We start from the raw sequence: 24,250 nt of genomic DNA, 5'->3' as shown, positions 1-24,250 counted from the left end.
GAAGCCGGTCCGGAATGGCCGAGCGGCGACGAGGGCGCTCCGCAGTGGCCCGCCGCCGACGAGCCGCGCCGCCCGCAGCGCATGCCGCAAAACCGCGCCCCGCAGGGCCGCGCGCCCCAAGGACCCGGCCCGCAGGACCGCGGTTCGGGCACCCGTGCGTCGCAGATCCTCGCCGGACAGGGCGCGCCGCCGCGCCGCCAGCCTCCGGGCGGACGACCCGGGCCCAACGGCGGCCCGAACGGAAACGCCACCCAGGGGCTCCGGCAGCCGCCGCCCAACGGACGGCCGCCCCAGGGCCGCCGGGTCCCGCCGCCGCCTCCGCCGTCCTATCCGGAGACCGACCGCGAACCGGACCTGATCACGCACGCCGCGCACAACGGCTACGCGCCCTACGACGACCGGTACGACGACGGCTACGACCCGTACGACGAGGAAACCCGCCTCGCCCAGTACTCGGACGACGCGGATTTCGAGGACGAGCCGGAAAGCGAGGAGGACGGCAAGAAGCCCAAGACCCCGCTCTCGCCGGCGCAGCGCCGCAAACGCCGCTGGAAGATCGTCCGGCGCGTGCTGTACGCGATGTTCGGCCTGTTCGTCGTGGTGCCCGCGATCGCGTTCGTGATCACCTATTTCACCGTCGACGTGCCCTCGCCGCAGGAAGTGCTCGCGAAGCAGAGCCAGCCGATCACCTTCTTCTACAGCGACAAATCGGTGATGGGCCGAGTGGTCCCGGAGGGCGGCAACCGCGAACTGCTGCAGCCCAACCAGGTGCCCGAGGTCGTCAAGCACGCCGTGTACGCGGCGGAGGACGCGACCTTCGAGACCAACTCCGGCTTCAACGTGATGGCGATCCTGCGCTCGGTCTTCAACCAGGCGACCGGCGGCACCGGCGGCGGTTCGACCATTTCGCAGCAGTACATCAAGCAGGCGACCAAGAACGACGCCCCGACGCTGACGCGGAAATGGACCGAACTGGCGAAGTCGTTCAAGCTGAACAACGAGGCGTCCAAATCGGACATCATCACCGGCTACCTGAACATCGTCTTCTTCGGCCGCGGCGCGAACGGCATCGCCGCCGCTTCGAAGGCGTACTTCGGCAAGGACGTCAGCCAGCTCAACGCGTCGGAGGCGGCGCTGCTCGCCGGGATGATCCAGGGCCCGAGCCGCGACCGCGACACCGCGTACGTGCAGAAGCGGTGGAGCTACGTGATGGACCAGATGGTGGCCAACCACTGGCTCTCGCCCGCCGACCGGCAGGCCGCGCAGCTGCCCACGCTGATCCCGCGCGACGCGCAGCGGAAGCAGGACGCGGGCACGCTGGACTACTTCATCCGGCAGCGCATCGTCGACGAGCTCAAGGACAAGGGCTACGACGAGGACAAGCTGTACTCCAGCGGCGCGAAGATCTACACCACGATCGACCCGAACGCGCAGAAGCTCGCGGTGCAGTCCATCCAGGACAACATGGAGGGCCAGACCGACGAGAACCTCCGGGGAGCGCTGGTCGCCGTCGACCCGAGAACCGGGGGCGTGCTCGCTTACTACGGCGGGCCGACCACGGTGAAGAACGACGCGGGCAAGGACGTGCTCGCCACCGACTGGGCGAACACCCCGCAGAACCCGGGTTCGTCGATGAAGGCCTTCGACCTCACCGCGTGGCTGAAGATGGGCAAGGGCCTCGGCGAAACCTTCGACGGCACCGACCGGCGGGAACTCGGCGGCCGCGTGGTCCGCAACGCGGGCGAAAGCTCCAGCTGCGGTCCGCAGTGCACGGTCAAGAAGGCCATGGAGGTCTCGGCCAACACCGTGTTCTACGACATGGTGCTGAACTGGACTAAACCAGCGCGGGTCGCCGAAGCCGCCAAGGAAGCGGGCGTGCAGCCCGCCCCGAAGGGCAAGGCGAAACTCGGCACGAGCGACGCCAACATCGCCCTCGGCGGTGGCGCCACCGCGGTCACCCCCGAGGACATGGCCGCCGGGTACTCGTCGTTCGCCTCCGGCGGGGTCCGGCGCGACCAGCACTTCGTCGCGAAGCTCACGAACTCCCAGGACGAGGTCATCTTCGACGACACCAACGGACAGGGAAAGCCCGCGTTCGACGACAACGCGGACAAGAGCAAGCAGATCGCCGGGAACGTGACCGAGGCGCTCGGCCCGGTCATCGCCGAATCGCACCTGAAGTGCCCGAGTGGACACGAATGCGCGGGCAAGACCGGCACCCAGCAGTACGACCCGCGAGACGGCGACCCGAGTTCGTACAAGGACCGCAACGCCCAGACCTGGATGGTCGGGTACACCCCGTCGGTGGCGGCCGCGGTCTGGATCGGCGGCGACGGCAACAAGCCGCTGCACGACAAGAACGGCAAGCCGATCTTCGGTAAGACGATCGCCGGCCCGGCGTGGCAGGACTTCCTCACGAACTACCTGAAGGACAAGCCGGGCGAGAAGTTCGACAAGGTGCAGCCGATCGGCAAGGACGCGGACGAGGTCGTCACGTCGACCAAGGCGGCCCCGCCGCCGCGGCAGACCACGAGCGAAGAGGCGCCGCCGCCGTCGACGCCGTCCTCGTCGTCGGCGCCGCCGTCCAGCTCGTCGCATCCGCCGTCCTCGACGACCACCAGCCCGACCCGGCCGGGCGGCATCTTCGACGGCGGAACCGAAGGCGGCAATCCGGGCAGCGGCGGCGGTCCGGTGGTGAACGGCGAACCGACCCGGCGCGGCGGCTGATCCGCGCCTTGCCCGCTCCAAGAGGCTCCTCTCCACCCCGGAGAGGAGCCTCTTTTCGTCGGTACCGCCCGGCTGGGGGTGCGGTAGGTTCACCGACGGTCTCCTCCCCCGCGAAGGGGATCGGCCAGGGGAGTGAACCTCTACCGGGGTCGCCGCGTCTGGTCAACAGAGGGCCTTCTGCGTCCGCAGGCTGCCCGTGTCCGAGAAGAGGATCCGCAGTGAACGACGACCGCAGCCGCTCCTGGCCCGACCGGGATCCCGACCCGCGGCGTCAACCACCCCCGTCCCAGCCCGGCCCGCCGCCGTGGGCCCGCGGCCCGCAGCGTCCGGCCGCCGGTCCGGCGGGTTCTCCGCCGCCGGGCCGCCGTCCGCCGCCGCCCGGCCGCCGCCCGGTCCCGCCGCCGCAGCGCGAGCCGGAGCTGATGACGCACCGGATCGCCGAGGACGACTACCGCGATCCGGGCTACCGCGACGCCGGCTACCGCGACGAGGGACCGCTCGACCCGGACGAGGGCTACCCGGCGGAAGACCTGGACAAGAAGGGCCGCACGCCCGCGCAGCGCAAGAAGAGACGCTGGAAGATCATCCGGCGCTGTGCGTACGCGTTCGTCGGCCTCTTCATCGTGCTCCCGGCGATCGCGTTCGTGATCACCTACTTCATGGTCGACGTGCCCTCTCCGCAGAGCGTCGCGCAGGGCCAGAACCAGGCCGTCACCTACCTCTACGCCGACGGCAGCCCGATGGGCAAGGACGTGCCCTCCGGCGGCAACCGGCAGATCCTCACCCCGCAGCAGATCCCGGACGTGGTGAAGCACGCGGTGATCGCGACCGAGGACGCGACGTTCGAGACCAACTCCGGCTTCGACGTCACCGGCCTGCTCCGCGCGGTGTTCAACAACCTCACCGGCGGCACCGGCGGCGGGTCCACGATCTCGCAGCAGTACATCAAGAAGGCCACCGACAACGACGCCCCCACGCTCACCCGAAAATGGACCGAGCTGGCGAAGTCCTTCAAGATGAACCAGACGTACGAGAAGCAGGACATCATCACCGCGTACCTGAACATCATTTACTTCGGGCGCGGGGCGTACGGGATCGGCGCGGCGTCGCAGGCCTTCTTCCACAAGGACGTCTCGAAGCTGGACTACTCCGAGGCGGCGCTGCTCGCCGGGCTGATCCAGCAGCCGGGCCGTTCGGAGAACCCGAAGGTGGCGCAGGGCCGCTGGAACACCGCGCTCGACCGGATGCTCGAGAACAAGTACATCACCGCGCAGCAGCGGCAGGAGGCGAAGTTCCCGGCGGTGATCCCGCTGGACGAATCGAAGGGCGACGCGAACGCGCCGTACAAGTTCATCACCGCCCAGGTGAAGGCGGAGCTGGCGCAGCACGGCATCGACGACGACAAGTACTACTCCGGCGGCTACACGGTCCAGACCACCATCGACAAGCGCGCCCAGGAGGTCGCGACCCAGGTGGCGACCGACGCGCTGAAGGACCAGACGGACGACCGGCTGCTCGATTCGCTGGTGGCGGTCGATCCGAAGACCGGCGGGGTGCTCGCGTACTACGGCGGGCCGGCGACCATCGACGTGAACGGGAAGAAGCAGGGCGCCCGCGACTGGGCGAACACGCCGCAGAACCCCGGTTCGTCGATGAAGGCGTTCGACCTCACCGCGTTCCTCAAGATGGGCAAGGGAATCAACTCGACCTTCGACGGCAGCAACAACCGGGTCTTCGACGGCCGCGTCGTGCGCAACGCGGGTCCCAGTTCCAGCTGCTCCGGGCAGTGCACGGTCGCCGAGGCGATGAAGCGGTCGGCGAACACGGTGTTCTACGACATGGTGCTGAACGAGACGCATCCCGGTCCGGTCGGGCAGGCCGCCCAGGAAGCGGGCGTCAAGACCAAGGACAAGGGCGGCCAGTCGCTGATCTCCACCGCGGACGCGAACATCGCACTGGGCGGTGGGCAGACCCAGATCACGCCCGCGGACATGGCCAGCGCGTACGCGACCTTCGCCGCCAACGGCATTCAGCGCGACCGGCACTTCGTGAAGAAGGTGACCAACTCGCAGAACGAGGTCGCCTACGAGGCGCAGCAGAGCGCGGGCAAACCGGCGTTCGACAGCAGCGCGGACAAGAGCAAGCAGATCGCCGGCAACGTGACCATGGCGCTGGGCCCGGTGATCGACTTCTCGCACCTGAAGTGCCCGTCCGGCCACGAATGCGCCGGCAAGACCGGTACCCAGCAGCACACGAAGCGGCCGGGCGAACCGGCGTGGGCGGCGAACGCGAACGCGCAGACCTGGATGGTCGGCTACACGCCGTCGGTCTCGGTCGCGGCGTGGGTCGGCGCGGACGGCGACCAGAACCTGCACGGTCCGGGCACGTCGCCGATCTACGGTTCGACGATCGCGGGCCCGATGTGGCAGAAGTTCCTCGACGGCTATCTCAAGGGCAAGCCGGGCGAGAAGTTCGACCAGGTGCCGCTGATCGGCGCGCAGGCCCCGCCGCCGGACCAGGGCGACCAGAACGCGGGCGAAGAGCACCCTCCGCAGCAGACCACCGGCAACGAACCGGAGGATCCCGGCGACGGGAACGACCACGGCGGGCCGATCACCGGCGGGCCCAGCCAGCCGCGTTGGCCGAGCGGGTTCCCGCACTGGCCGTCGGGCAAGCCGTCGTCGCACAACCCGCCCAGCGGCGGTCCGTCGACCGGCGAGCAACCGCCGCAGGAGTGACGAAAAAGGCCGTGGCCGCGACGGTGGGGGGAGGCCGTCGCGGCCACGGCCGTTCGGAGGGCGGCTTCAGCCGCCGAGTGTGAGCACGCGGCCTTCGGCGCCCGAGCGGTGCGCGGCTTCGATCACGCGCAACGCCTCGACCGCGCTCGCCGGGTCCACCGGGAACTCCGCTTCCCCGCGCAGCGCGTCGCGGACCTGGGCGTAAAACGCTTCGTAGCAACCGGTTTCGGTCGGCACCACTTCGGTGTCGTCGTTCACGCCGAGCACGCCGGCGTCGCTTTCCGGCTCCACGCCCCAGCCCTCGTCGCCGGGCCGGAGACCGGCTTTGATCTGCGGTTCCTGGACGTCGAGGCCGTATTTCGTGAACGTGGCCTGGTCGCCGAGCACGCGGAAGCGCGGGTTGCGGGTGCCGGCGAGCGCGGACGACCACAGATGCGACCGCACGCCGTTCTCGTGGTGCAGGGCTACGAACACGTCGTCGTCCACCTGCACGCCGGGGCGGCGGCGGTCGACCTCCGCGTACACCTGGGTGACCGGGCCGAACAGCTGCAGCGCCTGGTCGACGATGTGCGCGCCGAGGTCGTAGAGCAGCCCGCCGGCCTCGGCCGGGTCGCCGAACTCGCGCCAGTTGTCCTTGATCTTCGGCACCCAGCGGTCGTAGCGGGATTCGAAGCGGAAGACGGCGCCGAGCCTGCCGGACTCGAGCACCTTGGCGACGGTGCGGAAATCCGAGTCCCAGCGCCGGTTCTGGAAGACCGTGAGGCCGACGCCCTTCGCCTTCGCCGCGTCGACCACCTGCTGTGCCTCGGCCGCGGTCGGCGCGAACGGCTTGTCCACGACCACCGGAATCCCGGCCTCGATCGCGCGCAGCGCGAGCGGCACGTGCGTGCGGTTCGGCGTGGTCACCACGATCAGGTCGAGATCACCCGCGCGGGCGAAAAGCGCGTCCGCGTCCGGGACCACCTCGGCGCCAGGGTGCTCGGCGCGCGCCTGCGCGGCCCGCTCCGGGTTCGCGGTCACCAGCACGGCCGGGACCAGGCCCGGCGTCGCCGCGACCAGCGGCGCGTGGAAGATCCGGCCGCCGATCCCGTACCCGAGGATGCCGACCCGCGCGTCATCAGCCATGACCCCCATTAAACAACACTGTTGCGTAATAGGCCACCCGTCCGAGATGATCGGCCGATGGCGGAAACCGGCGTCAACCTGCGCGGGCTGCGACGCCACAACCGCGCGCTGCTGCTCGGGCACATCCTGCGCGCGGGCGGGCTGAGCCGGGTCGAACTGGCGCAGCGGTCCGGGCTGACCCAGCAGGCCGTGTCGAAAATCGTGTCCGACCTGCTCCCGGAAGGGCTGCTCGACGTCGAACGCGCCCCCGCGGCCGGGGTCGGCAAACCGCGCACGATGCTGCGGCTGCGCGCGGAAGCCCGCTGCGCACTCGGCGCGCAGGTCGACCGGGACGGTTTTCTCGTGCTGCGCACCGGCCTGACCGGCGAGGTCGAGGAGATCGCGGAAGGCCCCCTGCCGATCGGCTTCGGCCCGGAGGCCGCGGTGACCGCGATCGCCGACGGCGTGCGCAAACTGCTCTCCGGCGTCGACCCGGCCCGCGTGCTCGGGCTCGGCGTCGGCGCGGTGGGACCGCTCGACCACCACGCGGGCCGGGTCCGCGACGCCACCAACATGCCCGGCTGGCACGACGTCCCGCTGCGCGATCTGCTCGCCGAACGCACCGGGCTGCCGGTCACGCTCGACAAAAACACCAACTCCGCCGCCTTCGCGCACGCCTGGCCGGAGGAAACCTCGGCCGCGACCGCGGTCGTGCTCGTCGGCACCGGAATCGGGGTCGGCCTGCTCATCGACGGGCGCGTTTACCGAGGTCCGCGCACCAACGCGGGTGAGTTCGGCCACACCACCATCGCCTACGCCGGACCGCGCTGCGCCTGCGGACGCCGCGGCTGCGTCGAGGTCATGCACCGCGCAGCCGGAACCCCGCACGACGCCGCCCGGCTGCTCGGCATCGGGCTCGCCGACCTGGTGCAGGTGCTCGATCTCGAACGGATCGTCCTGTTCGGACGGACAGTCCGCGGCGCGCCGGAGGTCTACCGCGAAACGGTCTCGCAGCAGCTGCGCGAACTGCTGCCGGTGCCGTACTGGCAGCGCATCGACGTCGAGCTGAGCGATCTCGGCGAGGAGGCGGTGGCCCTCGGCGCCGCATTCGAGGTGCTTGCCGGGTTTTACGAGGATCCGAAATGACCGGCGCCCCACCCGCGGACCGATAGCATCCCGACGTGTCCCGCGTCTCCGAACCCGCCGACGAGCCGGATTCGGCTCCCCGCACGCTCACGCCCGCCGAGCGGATCGCCCCCAGCAGGCACGATCCGCTGGTGGCCGCGGCGACGAGACCCGTCGGCGGCCCGATCGGCGCGCACGCGGCGGTCGGCAGGCAGTGGTTCTGGTCGCCGCAGCGCGTCGGCCTCGCGATGGCCGTGCTCGCGCTGGTGGTGTGCTGGTTCGGCAAGGCCTCCTGCATCCAGCAGTACAGCGACTCCAACGGCGTGCACCAGCTCGACTGGCGGTCCGGTCGCCCGTTCGTCGCCATGTGCTACTCCGACATCGTCCCGCTCTACAGCTCGGAAAAGCTCGACGACGCGAACACCTTCCCCTACGTCACGTCGTGGCAGGAGGATTCGCAGACCGCGGAGAACCAGACCCGGTACATGGAGTACCCGGTGGTCACCGGCCTGTTCCAGTGGATCAACGCGAAGCTCGCGGCGGGCTGGACCTCGGTCGCGAACGCGGGCTGGCTGCCCGGCGCGCTGCCAGTGGCCATTTACTTCAACATCTCCGCGTTCTGGCTCGCACTCGCCTGGCTGGTCACCGTGTGGGCCACCGGGCGGACGACGAAACGCCGGCCGTGGGACGCGGCGCTCGTCGCCCTTTCCCCGCTGGTACTGGTCCATACCTTTACGAACTTCGACGCGCTCGCCACCGCGGCCACCGCCGCCGGGATCCTGGCGTGGGCGCGAAAACGCCCGGAGGTCGCCGGAGTCCTCTTCGGACTCGGCGTCGCCACCAAGCTGTATCCGCTGCTACTGCTGGGCGTGCTGTTCCTGTTGTGCCTGCGTGCCGGAAAACTGCGTGCCTGGAGCCGGACCGCGGCGTTCACCGTGCTGGCCTGGCTGGTGGTGAACGTCCCGTTCATCGTGGCCGCGCCACGCGGGTGGTGGGAGTTCTTCCGGCTCAACACCTTGCGCCCGATGGACCCGGATTCGCTCTACAACGTCATCTCCTACGCCACCGGCTGGGCGGGCTTCGACGGCGTACTCCACAAAGGACAGACGCCGACCGTGCTGAACATCGTGGTCTCGGTGCTGTTCCTGGTCTGCTGCGCGGGAATCGCCTACGTCGCGCTCACCGCGCCGCGCCGGCCGCGGTTCGGGCAGCTGGCTTTCCTTGTCGTGGCGGCGTTCCTGCTGACGAACAAGGTGTGGAGCCCGCAGTACTCGCTGTGGCTCGTCCCGCTGGCGGTGCTGGCGATCCCGCGCTGGCGGCTGCTGCTGGGCTGGATGGTCATCGACGCGGCGGTGTGGGCGCCCCGGATGTTCTACTACCTCGGCGTCGACCACAAAGGACTGCCTGCGGGCTGGTTCCTCGGCGGCGTGGTCGTCCGCGATCTCGCCGTCGCCGGGCTCTGCGTACTGGTGCTCCGCGAGATCTACCGCCCGCGCACCGACCTGGTCCGGCTCTCCGGCGACGACGACCCGGCGGGCGGCGTGCTGGAACGGGCCCGCGACAAGGTCGTCTTCCCGCCCTTCCGCCGCTCCCGCACCGCCGCCGAGCAGCCGGTCTCGTGAGCCGGGAAGGACTCCTTCCGGGACTCCGCGTCCGGCGAGGAGCCCTTCCCGGACTTCAGCCGAGCTGCTTGCGCAGGTAGGCGATGTCGGCGGCCTGGCCTTCGCCCGGCGTCTCGACGACCACCGGCGCGCCCGCCTGGCGCACGACCTCGGCGAGCAATTCCGGTTCGATCGTGCCGTCGCCGTCGACCACCGAGGCGTGCCGGTCGCGGTTGGAGCCGTGCTCGTCACGGGAGTTGTTGCAGTGCACCAGGTCGATCCGGCCGGTGATGGCCTTGACCTTCTCCACCGCGGTCTCGAGGTCCCAGCCCGCCGCGTACGCGTGGCAGGTGTCGAGGCAGAAGCCCGCGCCGAACTCGCCGACCTTGTCCCACAGCCGGGCGATCACGTCGAGTTCGCGGGTCATCGCGTTGTCGCCGCCCGCGGTGTTCTCGATCAGGATCGGCACCGCGAAGCCGCCCTTTTCCGCCTCGCGCTCGAAAAGCTTGCGCCAGTTGAGCAAGCCCTCCTCGACGTCGTCGCCCGCGCCGACGTGCCCGCCGTGCACGATGAGGCCCTTCGCCCCGATCGCGGCGGCCCCGTCGGCGTGCTGGGTGACGTTCTTGCGGGACGGGATGCGGATCCGGTTGTTCTTGGACGCGACGTTGATCAGGTACGGCGCGTGGATGAACACCTCGACCGGGGAGGCTTTGATCTCCTCGCCGTGCGGATGCGGTTTCGGTGCCTTCCACCCCTGCGGGTCGGAGAGGAAGAACTGGACGACGTCGGCTTCTCGCTCGGCGACGGCGGCCAGCGGATCGTCGTCTCGGACATGGGCGCCAATCTGCATGCCCTGACGCTACTACCGGGCGAATCTCCCCCTTCCGCCTGAGTTGGTGACGCTCGTGGAGTACCGTGAGCGCGTTCCGTGATCCAGTCGGGGGAGGAAAGGCATGCGGAAACGCGCTGGACGGACGATTTCGCTGGGGATCGCGCTCGCCGCTCCGCTGCTTCTCGCTTTTCCCGCCGCTGCCTCCGCCGACCCGAGCCCCACGGTCAGCGGCGACTGCGAATCCACGCTGCAGAACGACAAGAACGGCACCGGCCTCGCGCTCGACGCGGGCGCCCCGCTCAACGCGCCGAACCGGCTCACCGTCGGCCTCGATTCGAAGGCGAAGCAGTCCGACGGCAACACCACGTTGCTCAACCTCCCGGTCGGCGACACCGTGCGTACGCTGGGCGTCGGCGAGGTCCCCGTCGTTGGCGAGACGGCCGCGAAGGACACCTGCCCGATGCTGCAGGCCGCGGGGAACGGCGTCGGCAACGCGACCCAGGAACTGGTCGGCGGCCTTCCGGGAAACCCGACCCCCGGGCCGCCGCAACCGACGCCCAAGCCGCCCAACCCCACGCCGGCCCCGCCGTCCCCGGCCCCCGGCCCCGGCGGCCCTGGCCAGCCCGTCCCCGGCGGCGACACGCTCGGCCCGGTGACGTCGGCCGGCGGACTGTCCGGCCTCGACTCGGTGTCCGGCATCTTCACCGGAGCCGCGATGCTCCCGGCGAGTTTCGTGCAGGCCCCGATCGTCACCCAGGTCGTGCCCGGCCAGCTGCCGCAGGGCCAGGTGCCGACTGTCGACGCGAAGCGCTCCGGCACCGCCGAAGCCCTGCCCGCGGCCACCCCGCCCGCCCGGCTGCCGCTGCTGATCGCCGTGCTGGCGCTCGCGCTGGTGGCCGCCGCGCTGGTGCGCGCGTGGCTGCGCCGCACGCCCGCCTGAGGTTCACCCTGAGTAGCGCCCGCTTCCACCCGAATGCCTGACCTCGGAGGGGAGGCGGGCGTTACTCGTCTTCGTTACCGTCGTTGTCCACAGCGAGGCAGGTACAACGGACGCGGCGAAAGGGTCGACGGCCATGCAGCAGCACCGGGCACGAAGGGCCACCGCGGTCGGCGCCGCCGCTTTCGTCCTGGCCGGCTCGGCCGCGCTCGCCGCACCGGGCACCGCCTCCGCGAGCACCCTGACCGCGACCTGCGGCTCCACCATCACCGCCCATCCGGGCGACCACGTCCAGGCGACCACTCCGCTGCTCGGCATCCCGATCGACCTCGGCATCGTCGGCCAGGTCTCCGGCGTGCTCACCGGCACCATCAACGCGGTGCTCGGCACGGTCTGCAAGGTCACGGTGAACGTGGTCAACACCGTCGTCGCGCCGGTCCCGGTGGTCGGCGCGCCGGCCGCGAGCGCGGTCAACGGCGCGGTGGCGGGCGGCACGAACACGCTCCAGCAAGGCGTCGCCGCGGCGGGCCAGGCCTTCAGCGGCAGCCAGCCGGGCAAGCAGAACCCGGCCCCGAACCCGCAGCAACCGCCGTCCGGCGGCAACGGCGGCAGCCCGCAGCAGGGCGGTTCTCCCGGCGGTGGCCAGCAGCAGTCCCCGATGCCGGGCTCGACCAGCCCGGTGCTCGGCGATTACGGCGCCGCGGGCGGCGGGGCCGCGCCGTTCTCGGCCTTCCTGCCGAACTTCAGCAATCTGTCGTACGGCTACAACACCGGTTACGCGCCGATGCGCGACTACAGCGGCATCCCGATGGCGATGGCCGGCCTGTTCAGCCCGTCGCCGTCGCTCCGGTACGGCAGCCAGGTCCCGGGTTACGCGCCGCAGTACGGCGTCGCGAACCCGGACGGCTCGGCCGGCGGCGACCGCACGATCCAAAACGCCGGCAACGCCGAAGCATTGCCCGGCACTGGCGGCAACCACACGAACGGGTTGGACTGGCCCGTTCTGGTGGCAGTTTTGGCACTCTCCGGAGTCAGCGCCGGGTTGGTCCGCACGTGGGTGCTCCGCCGAATGGCCGCTACGAGCTAGCCCGCCCCACCCCAGCCGCCACCCTCAGTCAGCGGCTTCGCCGCACTGTTGTCACTGCGCCAGTATCTTTACCGGAGTCCATTCGTTGTCCTAGACGCGACGAACCATGCCCGCGGACCCCGGAGGATAGTGCTCGTGCGGAAAATCCCCACCTGGAAGCGAACCCGTCGAGCACTCACCGTCACCGCTCTCGCCGCCCTCTTCACCGGCGGCACGTTCCTGGGCGCCGGTCCCGCTTCCGCGGCGACCACGCTCGCGAACCAGTGCAAGGGCGCGGTCACCGGCGGCATGGGCGACACGGTCGCCGTGCCCGGTTCGGCGGTCAAGGAGATCGTCCGCCGGTCGGCCCAGGATCAGGTCAACTTCTGGCGGCTGCTCACCGTGTGGCCGGATTCGCTGGCGAATGCCATCGCGAACAAGGGAAATCTGCCGGTCGGCTCGATCCCGAACGCCGCGGGCGGCACGATCAGCGGCGACGCGATCGGCCAGGTCGTGGCGAACGCGCTGAAGGACGAGTGGGGGCTCGGCGTCCTCCCGGACACCAAGACCAAGGTGCTGAACGGGATCCGCGGCGGCGTCGCGTCCGCGTGCGGGCTCACCACCACGGCGAACAACTACCAGGCGCCGTCCTCCCCGAACTCCCCGGCGAACGGCGGGGCCCCGGCGAACGGCAACGGCAACGCGCCCGCGCAGAACGGCGGCGGCAACCCGCTCGGCAGCTACCAGCCGGGCTCGACCGGCATCGCCCCGCCGCGCGACTACGGCAACATCCCGACCGCGAGCCCGGGCACCCCGGGCGTGCTGGGCACCGCGATCGCCCCCGGCGCGCGGTACGGCACGCTGCCCGGCTCCGGCGCGCTGCCGCAGCAGCCGTCGGCCGGACAGGACCCGCAGGGCCAGCAGGGCCCGGACATCCGCAACGCGGGCAACGCCGAAGCGCTGGCGAGCCAGGGCGGAGCCTCGGACGTCCAGCTGCCGATGCTGCTCGCGGTGATCGTGCTGGCCGGCGTCACCGCCGGGCTCGTCCGCACCTGGGTGCTGCGCCGCGTCAGCTGACCCGCCGCGCCGGACTGTCGGACCCGCCGGGTACGCTTACCTGGACAAACCCTCCTGTCACGGAACCGCCGTGACCGCGAGCCCATAGGAGGTGAGTGGTTATGTCACGCCATTACGAGGTAATGGTCATCCTGGACCCGACGCTCGACGAGCGTACGGTCGCGCCCACGCTGGACAACTTCCTCAACGTGATCCGCACTTCGGGCGGAAGCGTCGAGAAGGTCGACGTGTGGGGCCGCCGTCGCTTGGCGTACGAGATCAAGAAGAACGCCGAGGGCATCTACGCGCTGCTGGACCTGAACTCGTCGGCCGAGGCCGTCAAGGAACTGGACCGCCAGCTGTCGCTGCAGGAAACCGTGCTGCGCACCAAGGTCATGCGCCGCGAGGTCAAGGCCGCGGCCAAGCCCGCGCCCGCCAAGGCCTGATCCGAGCCCGAGCCGAAGGGACGCCATCCGTGGCTGGAGACACCGTCATCACCGTGGTCGGAAACCTGACGTCCGACCCGGAGCTGCGCTTCACCCCGTCCGGGGCGGCGGTCGCGAACTTCACCGTCGCGTCCACCCCGCGCACACTCGACCGGCAGACCGGCGAGTGGAAGGACGGCGAGGCGCTGTTCCTGCGCTGCAACATCTGGCGGCAGGCGGCGGAGAACGTCGCCGAGTCGCTCACGCGGGGCGCCCGCGTGGTGGTGCAGGGGCGGCTGAAGCAGCGGTCGTTCGAGACCAAGGAAGGCGAGAAGCGCACCGTCGTCGAGCTCGAGGTCGACGAGATCGGCCCCTCGCTGCGCTACGCGACGGCGAAGGTCAACAAGGTCAGCCGCGGTGGCGGCGGCGGTGGCGACTTCGGTGGCGGCGGCAATCGCGGCGGCGGCAACAGCGCGCCCGCCGACGACCCGTGGGGCTCGGCCCCGCCCGCGGGCGGTGGCGGCGGAGGCTTCTCCGACGAACCCCCGTTCTGATCTCATCTCTTTCTAGAATTCCAGGAGCACACCAGTGGCCAAGCCACCCATTCGCAAGCCCAAGAAGAAGGTCTGCGTGTTCTGCAAGGCCGAGAAGAAGGGCCGCCCGGAAACGATCGACTACAAGGACACGAACCTGCTGCGGAAGTACATTTCCGACCGCGGCAAGATCCGTGCCCGTCGCGTCACCGGCAACTGCAGCCAGCACCAGCGCGACATCGCCATCGCGGTGAAGAACTCGCGCGAGATGGCTCTGCTGCCCTACACGTCCACCGCGCGCTGAGGGGAGCACCAGTCATGGCGAAGATCATTCTCACCACCGACGTGGCGAACCTCGGCGGCCCCGGCGACATCGTCGAGGTCAAGGACGGCTACGCCCGCAACTACCTGCTGCCGCGCGGCTACGCGATCGTGGCCACCAAGGGCGCGGAGAAGAACGTGCGCACGATCCAGCGCGCGCAGGAATCCCGCCGCATCCGCGACCTCGACCACGCCAAGGAGATCAAGGCGACGCTCGAGGGCCTCGGCGCGATCCAGCTGACCGGCAAGGCCGCGGCGGGCTCGAAGAAGCTGTTCGGCTCGATCACCGCCGGCGAGATCGTCGACGCGATCAAGGCGCAGGGCGGCCCGCTGCTCGACAAGCGCGTCCTCGACCTGCGCGACCACATCAAGACGGTCGGCAAGCACTCGGTCAACGCCCGCCTGCACCCGAACGTGAAGGTGGACCTCCGGCTCGAGGTCAAGGCCGTGGCCGCGAACTGACGTTCGCGTCTTTTTCCGCGAACCGCCCCCGGGAGATTCTCCCGGGGGCGGTTTCGTTTCCCCGGACTTCCCGCAGCTAGAGGCCGCTCTCGAAACAACTGAAGGCGAAGCGGGAACCAACTGGCGTGCGTTACCATCCAACATGCTGATCTCGCCGCTTGGGGAGCGAGAACTGTGCCAAAGGGGGTCACCGGATGTCCGACGTACCACCGCCCGCGCCGATCATGGTCGGCGGTTACGGAACGGCAGGCGGGTACAAATTCAGCGAGGACGAGGTCGACTCTGTCATCAAGCAGTGGGAAGACCTGCTCGCGAATCTGAACAACGACCTCAGTCACGCACGGACCATCGCCGAGGTCAAGCGTCCGGCGGACGAGTTCGCCAGCAACGACTTCGTCGACAAGGGAGCGAACCCCTCCGGACAGACCCTGCTCCAGCAGCACCAGCGCATGGTTGACTACGTCACCAACTTCATCACCGCGTTGAAGGCCGCCAAGAACAAGATCACCGTCGCCGAGCAGGAAGCACGCGACGCCGCAAGCAAGACGAAGGTCTGAGCTGCTCATGCCGCACCGCACCATCCGGATCGCCGCCGCTGCCGTCGCCGCTCTCGGTCTCCTGACCGCCTGCGGCGGAGGAAAAGCCGACGGAGGCAACACCCCCTCGCAGGCGCCCGCCAGCTCGAGCGCGACCGGAGGCGGGTCGGGCCCGAAGGTCCCCGCCGCGCTGCCCACGAAGGACCTGCTCGGCGACAACCCGTGCAAGGTCCTCACCGACGCGGAGACCTCCGATTTCGGCCTGGTCGTCCCGGGGAAGACGCTGACCGGGGATCTCCCCGGCTGCCAATGGAGGTCGGCCGACAACGGCCAGAACTCCATCGGCATGCGAGTGGTGCAGCAGAACAAGAACGGCATCAGCGACATCTACGACCAGAAGGCCCGGCAGGCGTATTTCGAGCCGGTCACCGTCGACGGATATCCGGGCGTCCTCGCGGACACGCAGGACGGACGCCCGTCGGGTACGTGCACGCTGTGGCTCGGGGTCACCGACCAGCTGTCCGTGTCGATCATCCCGGCGATCGGAGCCGGCCCGAACAAGAGCAACCCGTGCGGTCTCGCGCAGAAATTCGCGGGCGCAGTCGTCAAACATCTCAAGGCGGCATGACCGCCCAGCGGCCGGTGCCCGGCTCGGAAGGAGTGGCTCATCATGGGGAATGACGCCAACACCGTAGGCAAGGAATTGAAGTACGCGGCAGGCGGCGCCGTCGCCGGAGCCGCGGTCGGTTCGGTCGTGCCGGTCGTCGGCACCGCGGTCGGCGCGGTCGCGGGCGCGGCGGTCGGCAGCCTCGTCGGGCTGTTCAGCGGAGGCCCGGACGCGAAGCTCGCCGAGGCGGACCTCGGCGGCCGCTCGATCGACGCGCGCACGATCTGGGAGAAGATCCACGTCGGCGACAGCTCGTCGCTGCAGGGCGGCGTCACGGCGGCCAACAACCTCAAGACCGTGCACGACTCCCGGATCACCGAGATCGACAACCTGAACAAGAAGATGGACGCCGCCTGGCAGGGCGGCGGCGCCACCGCGGCGCAGGCGGGCGCGCACCCGCTCGGCGTCTGGCTCCAGGACTCGGTCAACAACCTCGGCAAGAGCCACACCTACCTGAACACGCAGGTCGAGTGCTTCTCGACGGTCAAGGGCAAGGTGCAGGAGATCGCCAAGGAACCGCCGCACGCCGGTTTCGTCGACGGGATCAACCCGTTCAGCGACAAAGACGACGAGATCAACCAGTACAACGAGACCGGCAAGGCGAACGTCCAGGCCTACACCAACTACTTCAACGCCAGCGGGCAGAACGCGAGCCAGCTGCCGCAGTACAGCGCCTGGCAGGGCAACAACATCTCCAACCCGGGCAGCAACGGCGGCGACTTCGGCGGCGGTCCCGGCGGCACCGGCGGCAACTTCGGCGGCGGACCCGGCGGCGGGGGCGGCGGCTTCACCCCGCCGAAGATGGACCCGCCCAAGTTCACCCCGCCCACGACTCCGCCGCACACCCCGCCCAGCACTCCGCCGCACACGACGTTCCCCGGCGGACCGGGCGGTCCCGGGCACGGCGGCGTCACCGACCCGACCGGGCACTACCCCGGCAGCGGCAACGACGGCGTGACGACCTCGGGCTGGACGCCCCCGACCGACACCAGCAAGTTCACCCCGAGCACCTTCGGTCCCGGCGGCTCCGGCCAGTTCGGTCCGGGCGGCGGTGGCGGCGCGGGTTCCGGCGCCGGTGCGGCCTTCGGCCCGGGCGCGTTCGGCGCGGGCGCGGGCTTCGGTCCCGGCGGCTCCGGTTCCGGTGCGGCCGCGGGCGGCATGGCCGGCGGCGCCGGAGCGGGCGGCATGGGCGCCGGCGCCGGCATGCGCGGCGGCACGGCGGGCAAAGCCGGTGCGCCCGGCATGGGCGGCATGGGCGCCGGCGGCAAGGGCGGCAAGGGCCAGGAGGACGAGGAGCACCAGACGAAGTACCTGGTGGAAGAGGACGCCAACGAACTCTTCGGCTCCGACCAGCTGACCGTTCCTCCGGTTATCGGTGAATGAGGCCAGCCGACGTGATCACGCTTGACCGACCCACCAAGTTCACCCTCCCGACGCTGTACAACCTGATCCGGCGTCGGGGCGGTGAGCCCCATCAGGCCATCGCCGAAATCCCGGTGTTCCACGACCCGGACGCCGAACGGAAGCTGGACCAGCAGGTCAACGAGGCGCTGACCGAGTCCGGACTGATGGGACCCCGCGGCATGGACCGCGATCTGCTCGCGCTGATCGAGTCCATCTCGCATCCGCACCTGGAGTTCTACGGCTGGTTCGACGGCACGTTCTCCGACGGCAGCCCGGGCAACTACTCGGTGCTGTGCGGCAGCGGCAACGGCGGCGGCTTCGGCCTGCTCCGGATCATCGGCGAGAACACCGTCACGGTGTCGCGCCAGCGGCCGGACCTGCTGCTGCAGACGTTCCTCGACCTCATGCCCGCGGGCAAGGCGGCGAGCGGGCAACCGCTCGTCACCAGCCGCAGCGAGTACCAGAGCGGCCGGGCCGCCGGGTCGGAGGACGTTTCGCAGGGCTCGATCATGCAGAGCGGGCAGCGCAACGAGCAGCTTTCGCCGCTCAAGGAGATCCAGCGGATCCTCAAGCTGCCGCGCACCGGCAGCGGCGCGCTGTACGTCGCGGCCCGCCCGAACGGGGGACGGCGGCGGCGCATTCCGAAGCCGGTGAACTTCATCGACACCAGCGAGGGCCGCTGGCTGATGGAGGAGCGGCCGGGACAGGACTCGCTGATCGTGTTCACTCCCGGCACGATGCAGGCGATCTCCGAACGGCTGCGCCAAGCGCAGAGCGCCTTGGGCTGAGCGCCCCGAGCGTTACTCCGGGTGGGGTTCCCGGCACGGCACCGCGAGGTGGCCGGCCGGTGAACTCCACCCGGTTTCGCGTTTGCACCCGGTTAACCTGCGCTTTTGCCTGGTTGCTCACTGTGTGCACCCGTCGGCTGGGCCGGGTGGGTAACTCTCCTTCGTTCAGCCCATCGGGTCGGCTCTCTACCGTGCGTAGCAACCATCCACAGGACGGTGGACGGACACGGGTGCGACACGCCGAAGAACCAGTTCGACGCGACACGCCGGACGAGTTTTCGCGAAGTTCTCCACAGTCTCTACACAGGCCTTGACCTGCGGGTTTAGCGAAGCTGATCTGCACTGTCCCCACTTTGTCCACAGGCTTGCCGGTACCTGTGATTCGTTGCCCCCAGTCATCCACAGGTTGTCCACAGGACGGTCAACACCCGGAATTGCGCTCGTCCTTCCGGGGGATCTAGCGTGCGTTCGCGCCCAGTACTCCCGGTGGCTCCGCGTGGCGGTCACCGGTACGGGGAACCGCCCGGTCCATCATCGAAGAAGATCGAACGGGCGAGGTGGGAAAGCCGGGCCGACTCCGGCATACTCGAACAGGTGTTCGCCTGGACCGGTCTCTTCGCGAGGCGGGCGGCGGACGCGGTTCGGCACAGGACAGGCGCACGAAACGACGGGGACGGCCGGAACGACGGCCGGGCGAGGGAGGTGTCCGGGCAGTGGCGGTGACCGATGACCGCGGTCCGGCGTACGCGGAGTCCGATCCGGGTCCGGGCGACCCCGGCCCCGGCGGGTTCGACCGCCAGCCGCCGCAGGACATCGCGGCGGAGCAGTCGGTGCTCGGCGGCATGCTGCTGTCGAAGGACGCGGTCGCCGACGTCATCGAGGCGCTCGGCCCCGGCGATTTCTACCGGCCCGCGCACCAGGCCGTGTACGACTGCATCCTCGACCTCTACGGCCGCGGCGAACCGGCCGACCCGATCACCGTGGCCGCCGAACTGGAACGGCGCGGCGAACTCGGCCGCGTCGGCGGCGCGCCGTACCTGCACACGCTCATCGCGACCGTGCCCACCGCGGCCAACGCGGGCTATTACGCCGAGATCGTGTCCGAGAAGGCGGTGCTGCGCCGGCTCGTGGAGGCGGGCACCCGCATCGTGCAGTACGGCTACGGCGCGGCCGCGGCCGACGGCGCGAACATCGACGAGGTGGTCGACCGCGCACAGGCCGCGATCTACGACGTCACCGAACGCCGCACGAGCGAGGACTACGTCGCGCTGGAGGACCTGCTCCAGCCGACCATGGACGAGATCGACGCGATCGCCTCGCGCGGCGGCCAGTCCCAGGGCATCCCGACCGGGTTCGCCGACTTCGACGAGCTGACCAACGGCCTGCACCCCGGCCAGATGATCATCGTCGCCGCCCGTCCCGGTGTCGGCAAGTCGACTTTGGGACTGGACTTCGTCCGTTCGGCGTCCATCAAGCACGGCCTGACCAGCGTCATCTTCTCGCTGGAAATGAGCCGGACCGAGATCGTGATGCGCATGCTGTCGGCCGAGGCGAAAATCCGCCTCGCCGACATGCGCGGCGGCAAGATGTCCGACGACGACTGGACGCGGCTGGCCCGGCGGATGAGCGAGGTGTCGGAGGCCCCACTGTTCGTCGACGACTCGCCGAACATGACGATGATGGAGATCCGCGCGAAGGCCCGCCGGCTCAAGCAGCGGCACGACCTGCGGCTCGTGGTCGTGGACTACCTGCAGCTGATGACGTCCGGCAAGCGCGTCGAATCGCGGCAGCAGGAGGTCTCGGAATTCTCCCGGCAGCTGAAGCTGCTGGCGAAGGAGATCGAGGTGCCGGTGATCGCGATCTCCCAGCTGAACCGTGGCCCGGAACAGCGCACCGACAAGAAGCCGATGCTGTCGGACCTGCGTGAATCCGGCTCCCTGGAGCAGGACGCGGACATCGTCATCCTGATCAACCGCCCGGACGCCTGGGAACGCGACGACCCGCGCGCCGGCGAGGCCGACCTGATCCTGGCGAAGCACCGGGCCGGTCCGACCAGCACCATCGTGGTCGCGCACCAGCTGCACTACAGCCGGTTCGCCGACCTCGCCCACGACTGACCCGAGCCGCTGCGGGGTTTCAGCCTCCACTGCGGCCCGCCAGGCCGGGCGAGTACGTGCTGATGGACACCACGCGGCAGGACGTGTTCACGCTGGACCCGGTCTCATCGGTCGCTTCACCCGGAACCAGGAGCGCGGCAGGCATGTCAGATCAGCACGCACCCGATGATCCACTCGCCAGGTTGTACGCGTTGGCCGATCTCGTGAGGTCCGACCTGGCCATCGCTGGAATACCCCTGGTTCCCGATTACCTGCACGGTGGGCATCCCCTGGGGCCGGTCGGCGCGCACGTCTTCGCCGTCAACCTCGGGCATCGTGGTGTGTTCATCAGGTGGGTCAGCCATTCGATCCTGAAGTCCGCATCCCTGGAGGCGTGGAGCGAGGGCCGTAGCGGTCCGGACAATCCTGCCGGGCAGTGGAACAACACCATCGACGCCGCGATGCAGAACGCGATGGCGACGATCCTGTCCTCAATCGGCTACGAGGTGGTGACAGTCGATGACGACTCAGGAGCGGAGCTCATCGTGACCCAGCGAGCGGCCGAAAAGCCCTTGGGTGGAGTGGTACCGGAATCAGACGGACCGAGTGCGAGCCAAGTCGCTCGAGACCGCGGAACGGCTCAGGGCTGAAGAACCTAAGCGGCAGTGAGGCCAGCTGCGGAATCGCGGATCACGCAAGATCAACATGTCAGGTGTGATTAGACCCTGCAGCCGGTACCCGGTTCTCGTCAGCCACTTCGGTTATCCGGCGCGGACGGCGGCGAGTGCTCGGTCGGTGAGCGAGTTCAGCTCGTCGAGGCCGCCCTTGCCGCCGCGTTGGAGCCAGATTGCGGTGGCGGCGTCGAGGCAGGCCAGTGCGGTGGCGACGATCGCCTGTCCGCGCAGGCCGGGCGGGTCGGCACTGTCGCCGAGGCGGCGTTCGACCTCGGGGGCGAGCTGTTCCTGCCACCGCAGGTGCTTCTCCAGGTGGGCGGCGCGCAGGCTCGGGCTGGCGGTGACCAGCCGGGCGATGGTCAGGCCGCGCTGTGGATCGGCTTGGGCGCCCAGCACGCCGAACGCGTGCCGCAGCGCCTCCCAGATGGGCTCGTCGTCCGGGCGTGCGCGCAGCGCTTCCAGGAGCACCGGGCCCTGCTCGGCGAGGTCACCGAAGACGATGTCCTCTTTCGTGCCGAAATAGCGGAAGAAGGACCGCTTGGAGATCCCGGCCGCGGTGACCACCTGGTCGACGGTGGTGTCTTCGAATCCCCGCTCCAGGAACAGCCCCAGCGCGACGTCCATGACCTCCTCGCGGACTCGCCGCCGGGTCCGTTCCCACATCGGGCCCTCGTCCGCCGCACCCGGACGGTCCATGCGCGCGATCACGCAGCCACCCTAGCAGGCGATGCCTGTTCGACTCTTGGTGCCCGATAGACATCTAGTGCTAACCTGGCACTCGATGCCAACCAAGGAGTCGACATGCCTCTAGACCACCAGGGCGCACTGACGCTCGTCACCGGGGCCAGCTCCGGAATCGGTGCCGAGTTCGCTCGCCAGCTCGCCCGCCGAGGCTCGGACCTCGTCCTCGTCGCCCGCCGGGCGGACCGGCTCGAAGCACTGGCCGCGGAGCTGAAGGCCGCGCACGGCGTGACCGTCACCGTGCTTGCCTGCGACCTCACCGCGCCGAACGCCGTCGCACACGTCGCCGCCGAGCTGCGCGAGCGCGGCCTGCGGCCGACCGGGCTGGTGAACAACGCCGGCTTCGGCACGAACGCGCCGTTCGCTCAGGAGAAGCCCGAGCAGTTGCGCACCGAGATCGCCCTCGATGTCCAGGCAGTCGTGGAGCTGACCAGGACGTTCATCGAGGACCTGCGCGCGGCCGACCGCGGCGTCCTGATCAACGTCGCGAGCATGGCCGCGTACACCCCGGTGCCGTGGATGGCGGTTTACGGCGCGGCCAAGGCGTTCGTGCTCAGCTTCACCGAGGCTCTCTGGTACGAGCACCGGGGAACTGGCCTGCGCGTGCTGGCACTGTCTCCAGGGGCTACCGGCACCGAGTTCTTCGACACTGCCGGCGCGGAAGCGGCCAGCGGTCGCCGGCTGCAGACACCGCGGCAGGTGGTCGAAACCGCGCTGCGTGCGCTGGACCGGCGCAACCCGCCGCCCAGCATCGCGGTCGGCCGGGCGAACCGGCTGATGCTCGCGTTGGGCAGGCTGGCCAGCCGCAAGCGCTCGGTCATGCTGATGGGGAGGTTGACCGCATCCGGGGCCACGACGGTCCCCGCCACGACGCCGCAACCCGCCCGCTGAGCGCGGCGCTCCTGTCCCGATCAGGCGGTCCTATCTGACCGTCAATCCACCGTCGACGCGCAGCACCGTGCCGGTCACCCAGCGGGCCTCGTCCGAGGCGAGGTAGACGGCGGCTTCGGCCACGTCCTCGGGTTCGCCGATCCGCTGGGCCGGATACGCGTCGCGGACGTAGTGCTCGTAATCCGCGCGCTGGTCCGAGGTCATCCGCGCGAGATAGCCGCGTTCGAACGTCGGCGTACGGATCGAGCCGGGCGCGATGGCGTTGACCCGGATGCGCGGACCGAGTTCGTTGGCCAGCGCCTTGGTGAGCGAGTTGAGCGCGCCGCGGGTGGCCGAATAGACCGAGGACGGGCGCCCGGCGACCATTTTGTCCGCCCAATAACTGGAAATGTTCACGATCGCGCTCAACCGCTCGCGCAGCAGCTGGGTCAGCACCACCGGTACGCGCAGGTTGAGGTGCACCATCGCGTCGAACTGGGGCTTGGTGAGTTCGGACAGCGGCGGCAGGTGCGCGACACCGACGTTGTTCACGAGCACGTCAACGTCCAGGGAACCGACAGCGGCGACGAGCGCGTCCTCGTCGTTGAGGTCGACGGCAACGGTGCGCGTGTTCGGCAAGCTCACGGCGGCGAGCTTCCGGCTGTCGCGCGCGAGAAGCACCAGGTTCGCCCCTTCCCGCGCGAACGCCGTGGCGATGGCGAGGCCGATTCCCTCGCTGCCGCCGGTAATCAACGCGGTCTTGCCGGTCAGGCGATCCATCGGGTCTCCAAGTCGGCCAGCTGGCGGATCCGGGCAGCGCGGATTCCGGCGACGGCATCGCTGCCGACGGCGAGCCGCAACGGCGGTTCCGGCAGGTCGACCAGTGCGAGGATCGCGGCCGCCACGTCCTCCGGCTCGGTAGGCCGCCGAGCATCGCGACCGATGCGGTCCAGCCGGGCGGCGAGGTCGTCGTAGTCGGCGATCGTCCCGGGACGCTCGCGTTCGGCCCAGCTCCGGCGAAAGCCCGTGTTGACGGCGCCCGGTTCGACGATGCTGACGCGGATGCCGAACGGAGCCAGCTCCTCGGCGAGCGACACCGACAACCCCTCAAGTGCGTGCTTGCTCGCCGTGTATGCACTCATCCCGGGGGCGCCGACCTGCCCGGCCAGCGAGCTGATCTGCACGAGATGCCCCGACCGAGCGGCCCGCAGGTACGGCAACGTCGCCCGCAGGACGTCGGCGGCCGCGAAGAAATTGACCTCGAACTGTTCGCGCAGTGCCGAGTCGGGCAGTTCCTCGAAGGCCCCGGCCGCCGCGTAGCCAGCGTTGTTCACCACGACGTCGATCCGGCCGAAAGCGGCGACGGCCTCGGCGACCGCCCGCCGGACTTGCCCGGGATCGGTGAGGTCGACGGATTTCCGGCTGAGAGCGATCACTTCGTCCCCGGCCGCCGAGACCGATCGGGTCAGCGCCGAGCCAAGGCCTCCGGACGCACCAGTGATCAGCCAAACTCGTTTTCCCATGCCTTCACGCTAGACGGAGAACCC

Annotated in this window: 23 protein-coding genes; 18 read left to right on the top strand and 5 right to left on the bottom strand. The window is 69.9% G+C overall.

The genetic code is table 11. The features are described from left to right. The first annotated feature begins 81 nt into the window (after positions 1-81). Together F9C11_RS07225 and F9C11_RS07220 are read left to right on the top strand one after the other, a co-directional pair. Positions 82-2,727, top strand: coding sequence for a transglycosylase domain-containing protein (locus F9C11_RS07225; RefSeq protein WP_409184115.1), 2,646 nt, complete (start codon positions 82-84; stop codon positions 2,725-2,727). Between the two features lie 422 nt (positions 2,728-3,149). Further along, positions 3,150-5,465, top strand: coding sequence for a transglycosylase domain-containing protein (locus F9C11_RS07220; RefSeq protein WP_409186833.1), 2,316 nt, complete (start codon positions 3,150-3,152; stop codon positions 5,463-5,465). Between the two features lie 66 nt (positions 5,466-5,531). Here F9C11_RS07220 and F9C11_RS07215 read toward each other — a convergent pair whose 3' ends face one another. Beyond that, positions 5,532-6,590, bottom strand: coding sequence for a Gfo/Idh/MocA family oxidoreductase (locus tag F9C11_RS07215; RefSeq protein ID WP_409184114.1), 1,059 nt, complete (start codon positions 6,588-6,590; stop codon positions 5,532-5,534). Positions 6,591-6,647: 57 nt separating this feature from the next. Here F9C11_RS07215 and F9C11_RS07210 point away from each other — a divergent pair, with 57 nt between their 5' ends. Both F9C11_RS07210 and F9C11_RS07205 read left to right on the top strand, forming a co-directional pair. Then, complete coding sequence (locus tag F9C11_RS07210) at positions 6,648-7,715, top strand: ROK family transcriptional regulator (RefSeq protein WP_409184113.1); 1,068 nt, start codon at positions 6,648-6,650, stop codon at positions 7,713-7,715. A 35-nt stretch (positions 7,716-7,750) separates the two neighbouring features. Next, on the top strand, positions 7,751-9,316 hold the full coding sequence (locus F9C11_RS07205) for a glycosyltransferase family 87 protein (protein ID WP_409184112.1): 1,566 nt from the start codon (positions 7,751-7,753) through the stop codon (positions 9,314-9,316). 55 nt (positions 9,317-9,371) lie between these two features. On the opposite strand, the gene F9C11_RS07200 is transcribed toward F9C11_RS07205, so the two are convergent. Next, on the bottom strand, positions 9,372-10,145 hold the full coding sequence (locus F9C11_RS07200) for a deoxyribonuclease IV (RefSeq protein ID WP_409184111.1): 774 nt from the start codon (positions 10,143-10,145) through the stop codon (positions 9,372-9,374). 103 nt (positions 10,146-10,248) lie between these two features. On the opposite strand from F9C11_RS07200, the gene F9C11_RS07195 reads away from it, so the two are divergent. From F9C11_RS07195 to F9C11_RS07135, 13 genes are all read left to right on the top strand, one after another. Beyond that, on the top strand, positions 10,249-11,067 hold the full coding sequence (locus F9C11_RS07195; RefSeq protein ID WP_409184110.1) for a hypothetical protein: 819 nt from the start codon (positions 10,249-10,251) through the stop codon (positions 11,065-11,067). Positions 11,068-11,200: 133 nt separating this feature from the next. Further along, on the top strand, positions 11,201-12,151 hold the full coding sequence (locus F9C11_RS07190) for a hypothetical protein (RefSeq protein WP_409184109.1): 951 nt from the start codon (positions 11,201-11,203) through the stop codon (positions 12,149-12,151). A 129-nt stretch (positions 12,152-12,280) separates the two neighbouring features. After that, the gene (locus F9C11_RS07185) at positions 12,281-13,207 is read left to right on the top strand and encodes a hypothetical protein (RefSeq protein WP_409184108.1); all 927 of its coding nucleotides are present in this window, start codon (positions 12,281-12,283) and stop codon (positions 13,205-13,207) included. A gap of 101 nt (positions 13,208-13,308) precedes the next feature. Continuing rightward, positions 13,309-13,632, top strand: a complete 324-nt coding sequence (rpsF, locus tag F9C11_RS07180; protein WP_106964995.1) for a 30S ribosomal protein S6 — start codon at positions 13,309-13,311, stop codon at positions 13,630-13,632. Between the two features lie 29 nt (positions 13,633-13,661). Further along, positions 13,662-14,165, top strand: coding sequence for a single-stranded DNA-binding protein (locus F9C11_RS07175; RefSeq protein WP_409184107.1), 504 nt, complete (start codon positions 13,662-13,664; stop codon positions 14,163-14,165). A 34-nt stretch (positions 14,166-14,199) separates the two neighbouring features. After that, positions 14,200-14,448: a 30S ribosomal protein S18 gene (gene rpsR / locus F9C11_RS07170; protein ID WP_009085242.1), complete on the top strand. Its 249-nt coding sequence runs from the start codon at positions 14,200-14,202 to the stop codon at positions 14,446-14,448. Between the two features lie 14 nt (positions 14,449-14,462). Beyond that, positions 14,463-14,927 (top strand): 50S ribosomal protein L9, encoded by a 465-nt coding sequence (gene rplI / locus F9C11_RS07165; RefSeq protein ID WP_037364230.1) that lies wholly within the window; start codon positions 14,463-14,465, stop codon positions 14,925-14,927. Positions 14,928-15,121: 194 nt separating this feature from the next. Continuing rightward, positions 15,122-15,484: a hypothetical protein gene (locus F9C11_RS07160; RefSeq protein WP_409184106.1), complete on the top strand. Its 363-nt coding sequence runs from the start codon at positions 15,122-15,124 to the stop codon at positions 15,482-15,484. Between the two features lie 7 nt (positions 15,485-15,491). Continuing rightward, complete coding sequence (locus F9C11_RS07155; RefSeq protein WP_409184105.1) at positions 15,492-16,091, top strand: DUF3558 domain-containing protein; 600 nt, start codon at positions 15,492-15,494, stop codon at positions 16,089-16,091. Positions 16,092-16,133: 42 nt separating this feature from the next. Beyond that, complete coding sequence (locus tag F9C11_RS07150) at positions 16,134-17,513, top strand: hypothetical protein (protein WP_409184104.1); 1,380 nt, start codon at positions 16,134-16,136, stop codon at positions 17,511-17,513. A gap of 11 nt (positions 17,514-17,524) precedes the next feature. Beyond that, on the top strand, positions 17,525-18,322 hold the full coding sequence (locus F9C11_RS07145) for an ESX secretion-associated protein EspG (RefSeq protein WP_409184103.1): 798 nt from the start codon (positions 17,525-17,527) through the stop codon (positions 18,320-18,322). A 713-nt stretch (positions 18,323-19,035) separates the two neighbouring features. Next, positions 19,036-20,439 carry a replicative DNA helicase gene (gene dnaB, locus F9C11_RS07140; protein ID WP_409184102.1) on the top strand — a complete coding sequence of 468 codons (1,404 nt, stop codon included), beginning with the start codon at positions 19,036-19,038 and terminating at the stop codon, positions 20,437-20,439. Between the two features lie 62 nt (positions 20,440-20,501). Continuing rightward, a complete protein-coding gene (locus F9C11_RS07135) occupies positions 20,502-21,068 on the top strand; it encodes a hypothetical protein (protein ID WP_409184101.1) in 567 nt (188 codons plus the stop codon). A 111-nt stretch (positions 21,069-21,179) separates the two neighbouring features. On the opposite strand, the gene F9C11_RS07130 is transcribed toward F9C11_RS07135, so the two are convergent. Next, entirely contained in the window at positions 21,180-21,800 is a 621-nt protein-coding gene (locus tag F9C11_RS07130) for a TetR family transcriptional regulator (protein WP_409184100.1), read from the bottom strand. A gap of 93 nt (positions 21,801-21,893) precedes the next feature. Here F9C11_RS07130 and F9C11_RS07125 point away from each other — a divergent pair, with 93 nt between their 5' ends. Then, positions 21,894-22,724 (top strand): SDR family NAD(P)-dependent oxidoreductase, encoded by an 831-nt coding sequence (locus F9C11_RS07125; RefSeq protein WP_409184099.1) that lies wholly within the window; start codon positions 21,894-21,896, stop codon positions 22,722-22,724. A 30-nt stretch (positions 22,725-22,754) separates the two neighbouring features. Here the strand turns inward: F9C11_RS07125 and F9C11_RS07120 are convergent, their stop codons facing one another. Together F9C11_RS07120 and F9C11_RS07115 are read right to left on the bottom strand one after the other, a co-directional pair. Next, positions 22,755-23,483, bottom strand: a complete 729-nt coding sequence (locus F9C11_RS07120; RefSeq protein ID WP_409184098.1) for an SDR family NAD(P)-dependent oxidoreductase — start codon at positions 23,481-23,483, stop codon at positions 22,755-22,757. Continuing rightward, entirely contained in the window at positions 23,471-24,226 is a 756-nt protein-coding gene (locus tag F9C11_RS07115) for an SDR family NAD(P)-dependent oxidoreductase (RefSeq protein WP_409184097.1), read from the bottom strand. Before F9C11_RS07115 ends, F9C11_RS07120 begins: the two co-directional genes overlap by 13 nt. Between the last annotated feature and the right edge of the window lie 24 nt (positions 24,227-24,250).

The sequence above is a fragment of the Amycolatopsis sp. VS8301801F10 genome (assembly GCF_046195355.1).
In the GTDB taxonomy this organism is placed as follows: Bacteria; Actinomycetota; Actinomycetes; order Mycobacteriales; family Pseudonocardiaceae; genus Amycolatopsis.
The sequence above is the reverse complement of the archived record's forward strand: the minus strand, read 5'-3'. Positions and strand labels throughout refer to the sequence as shown.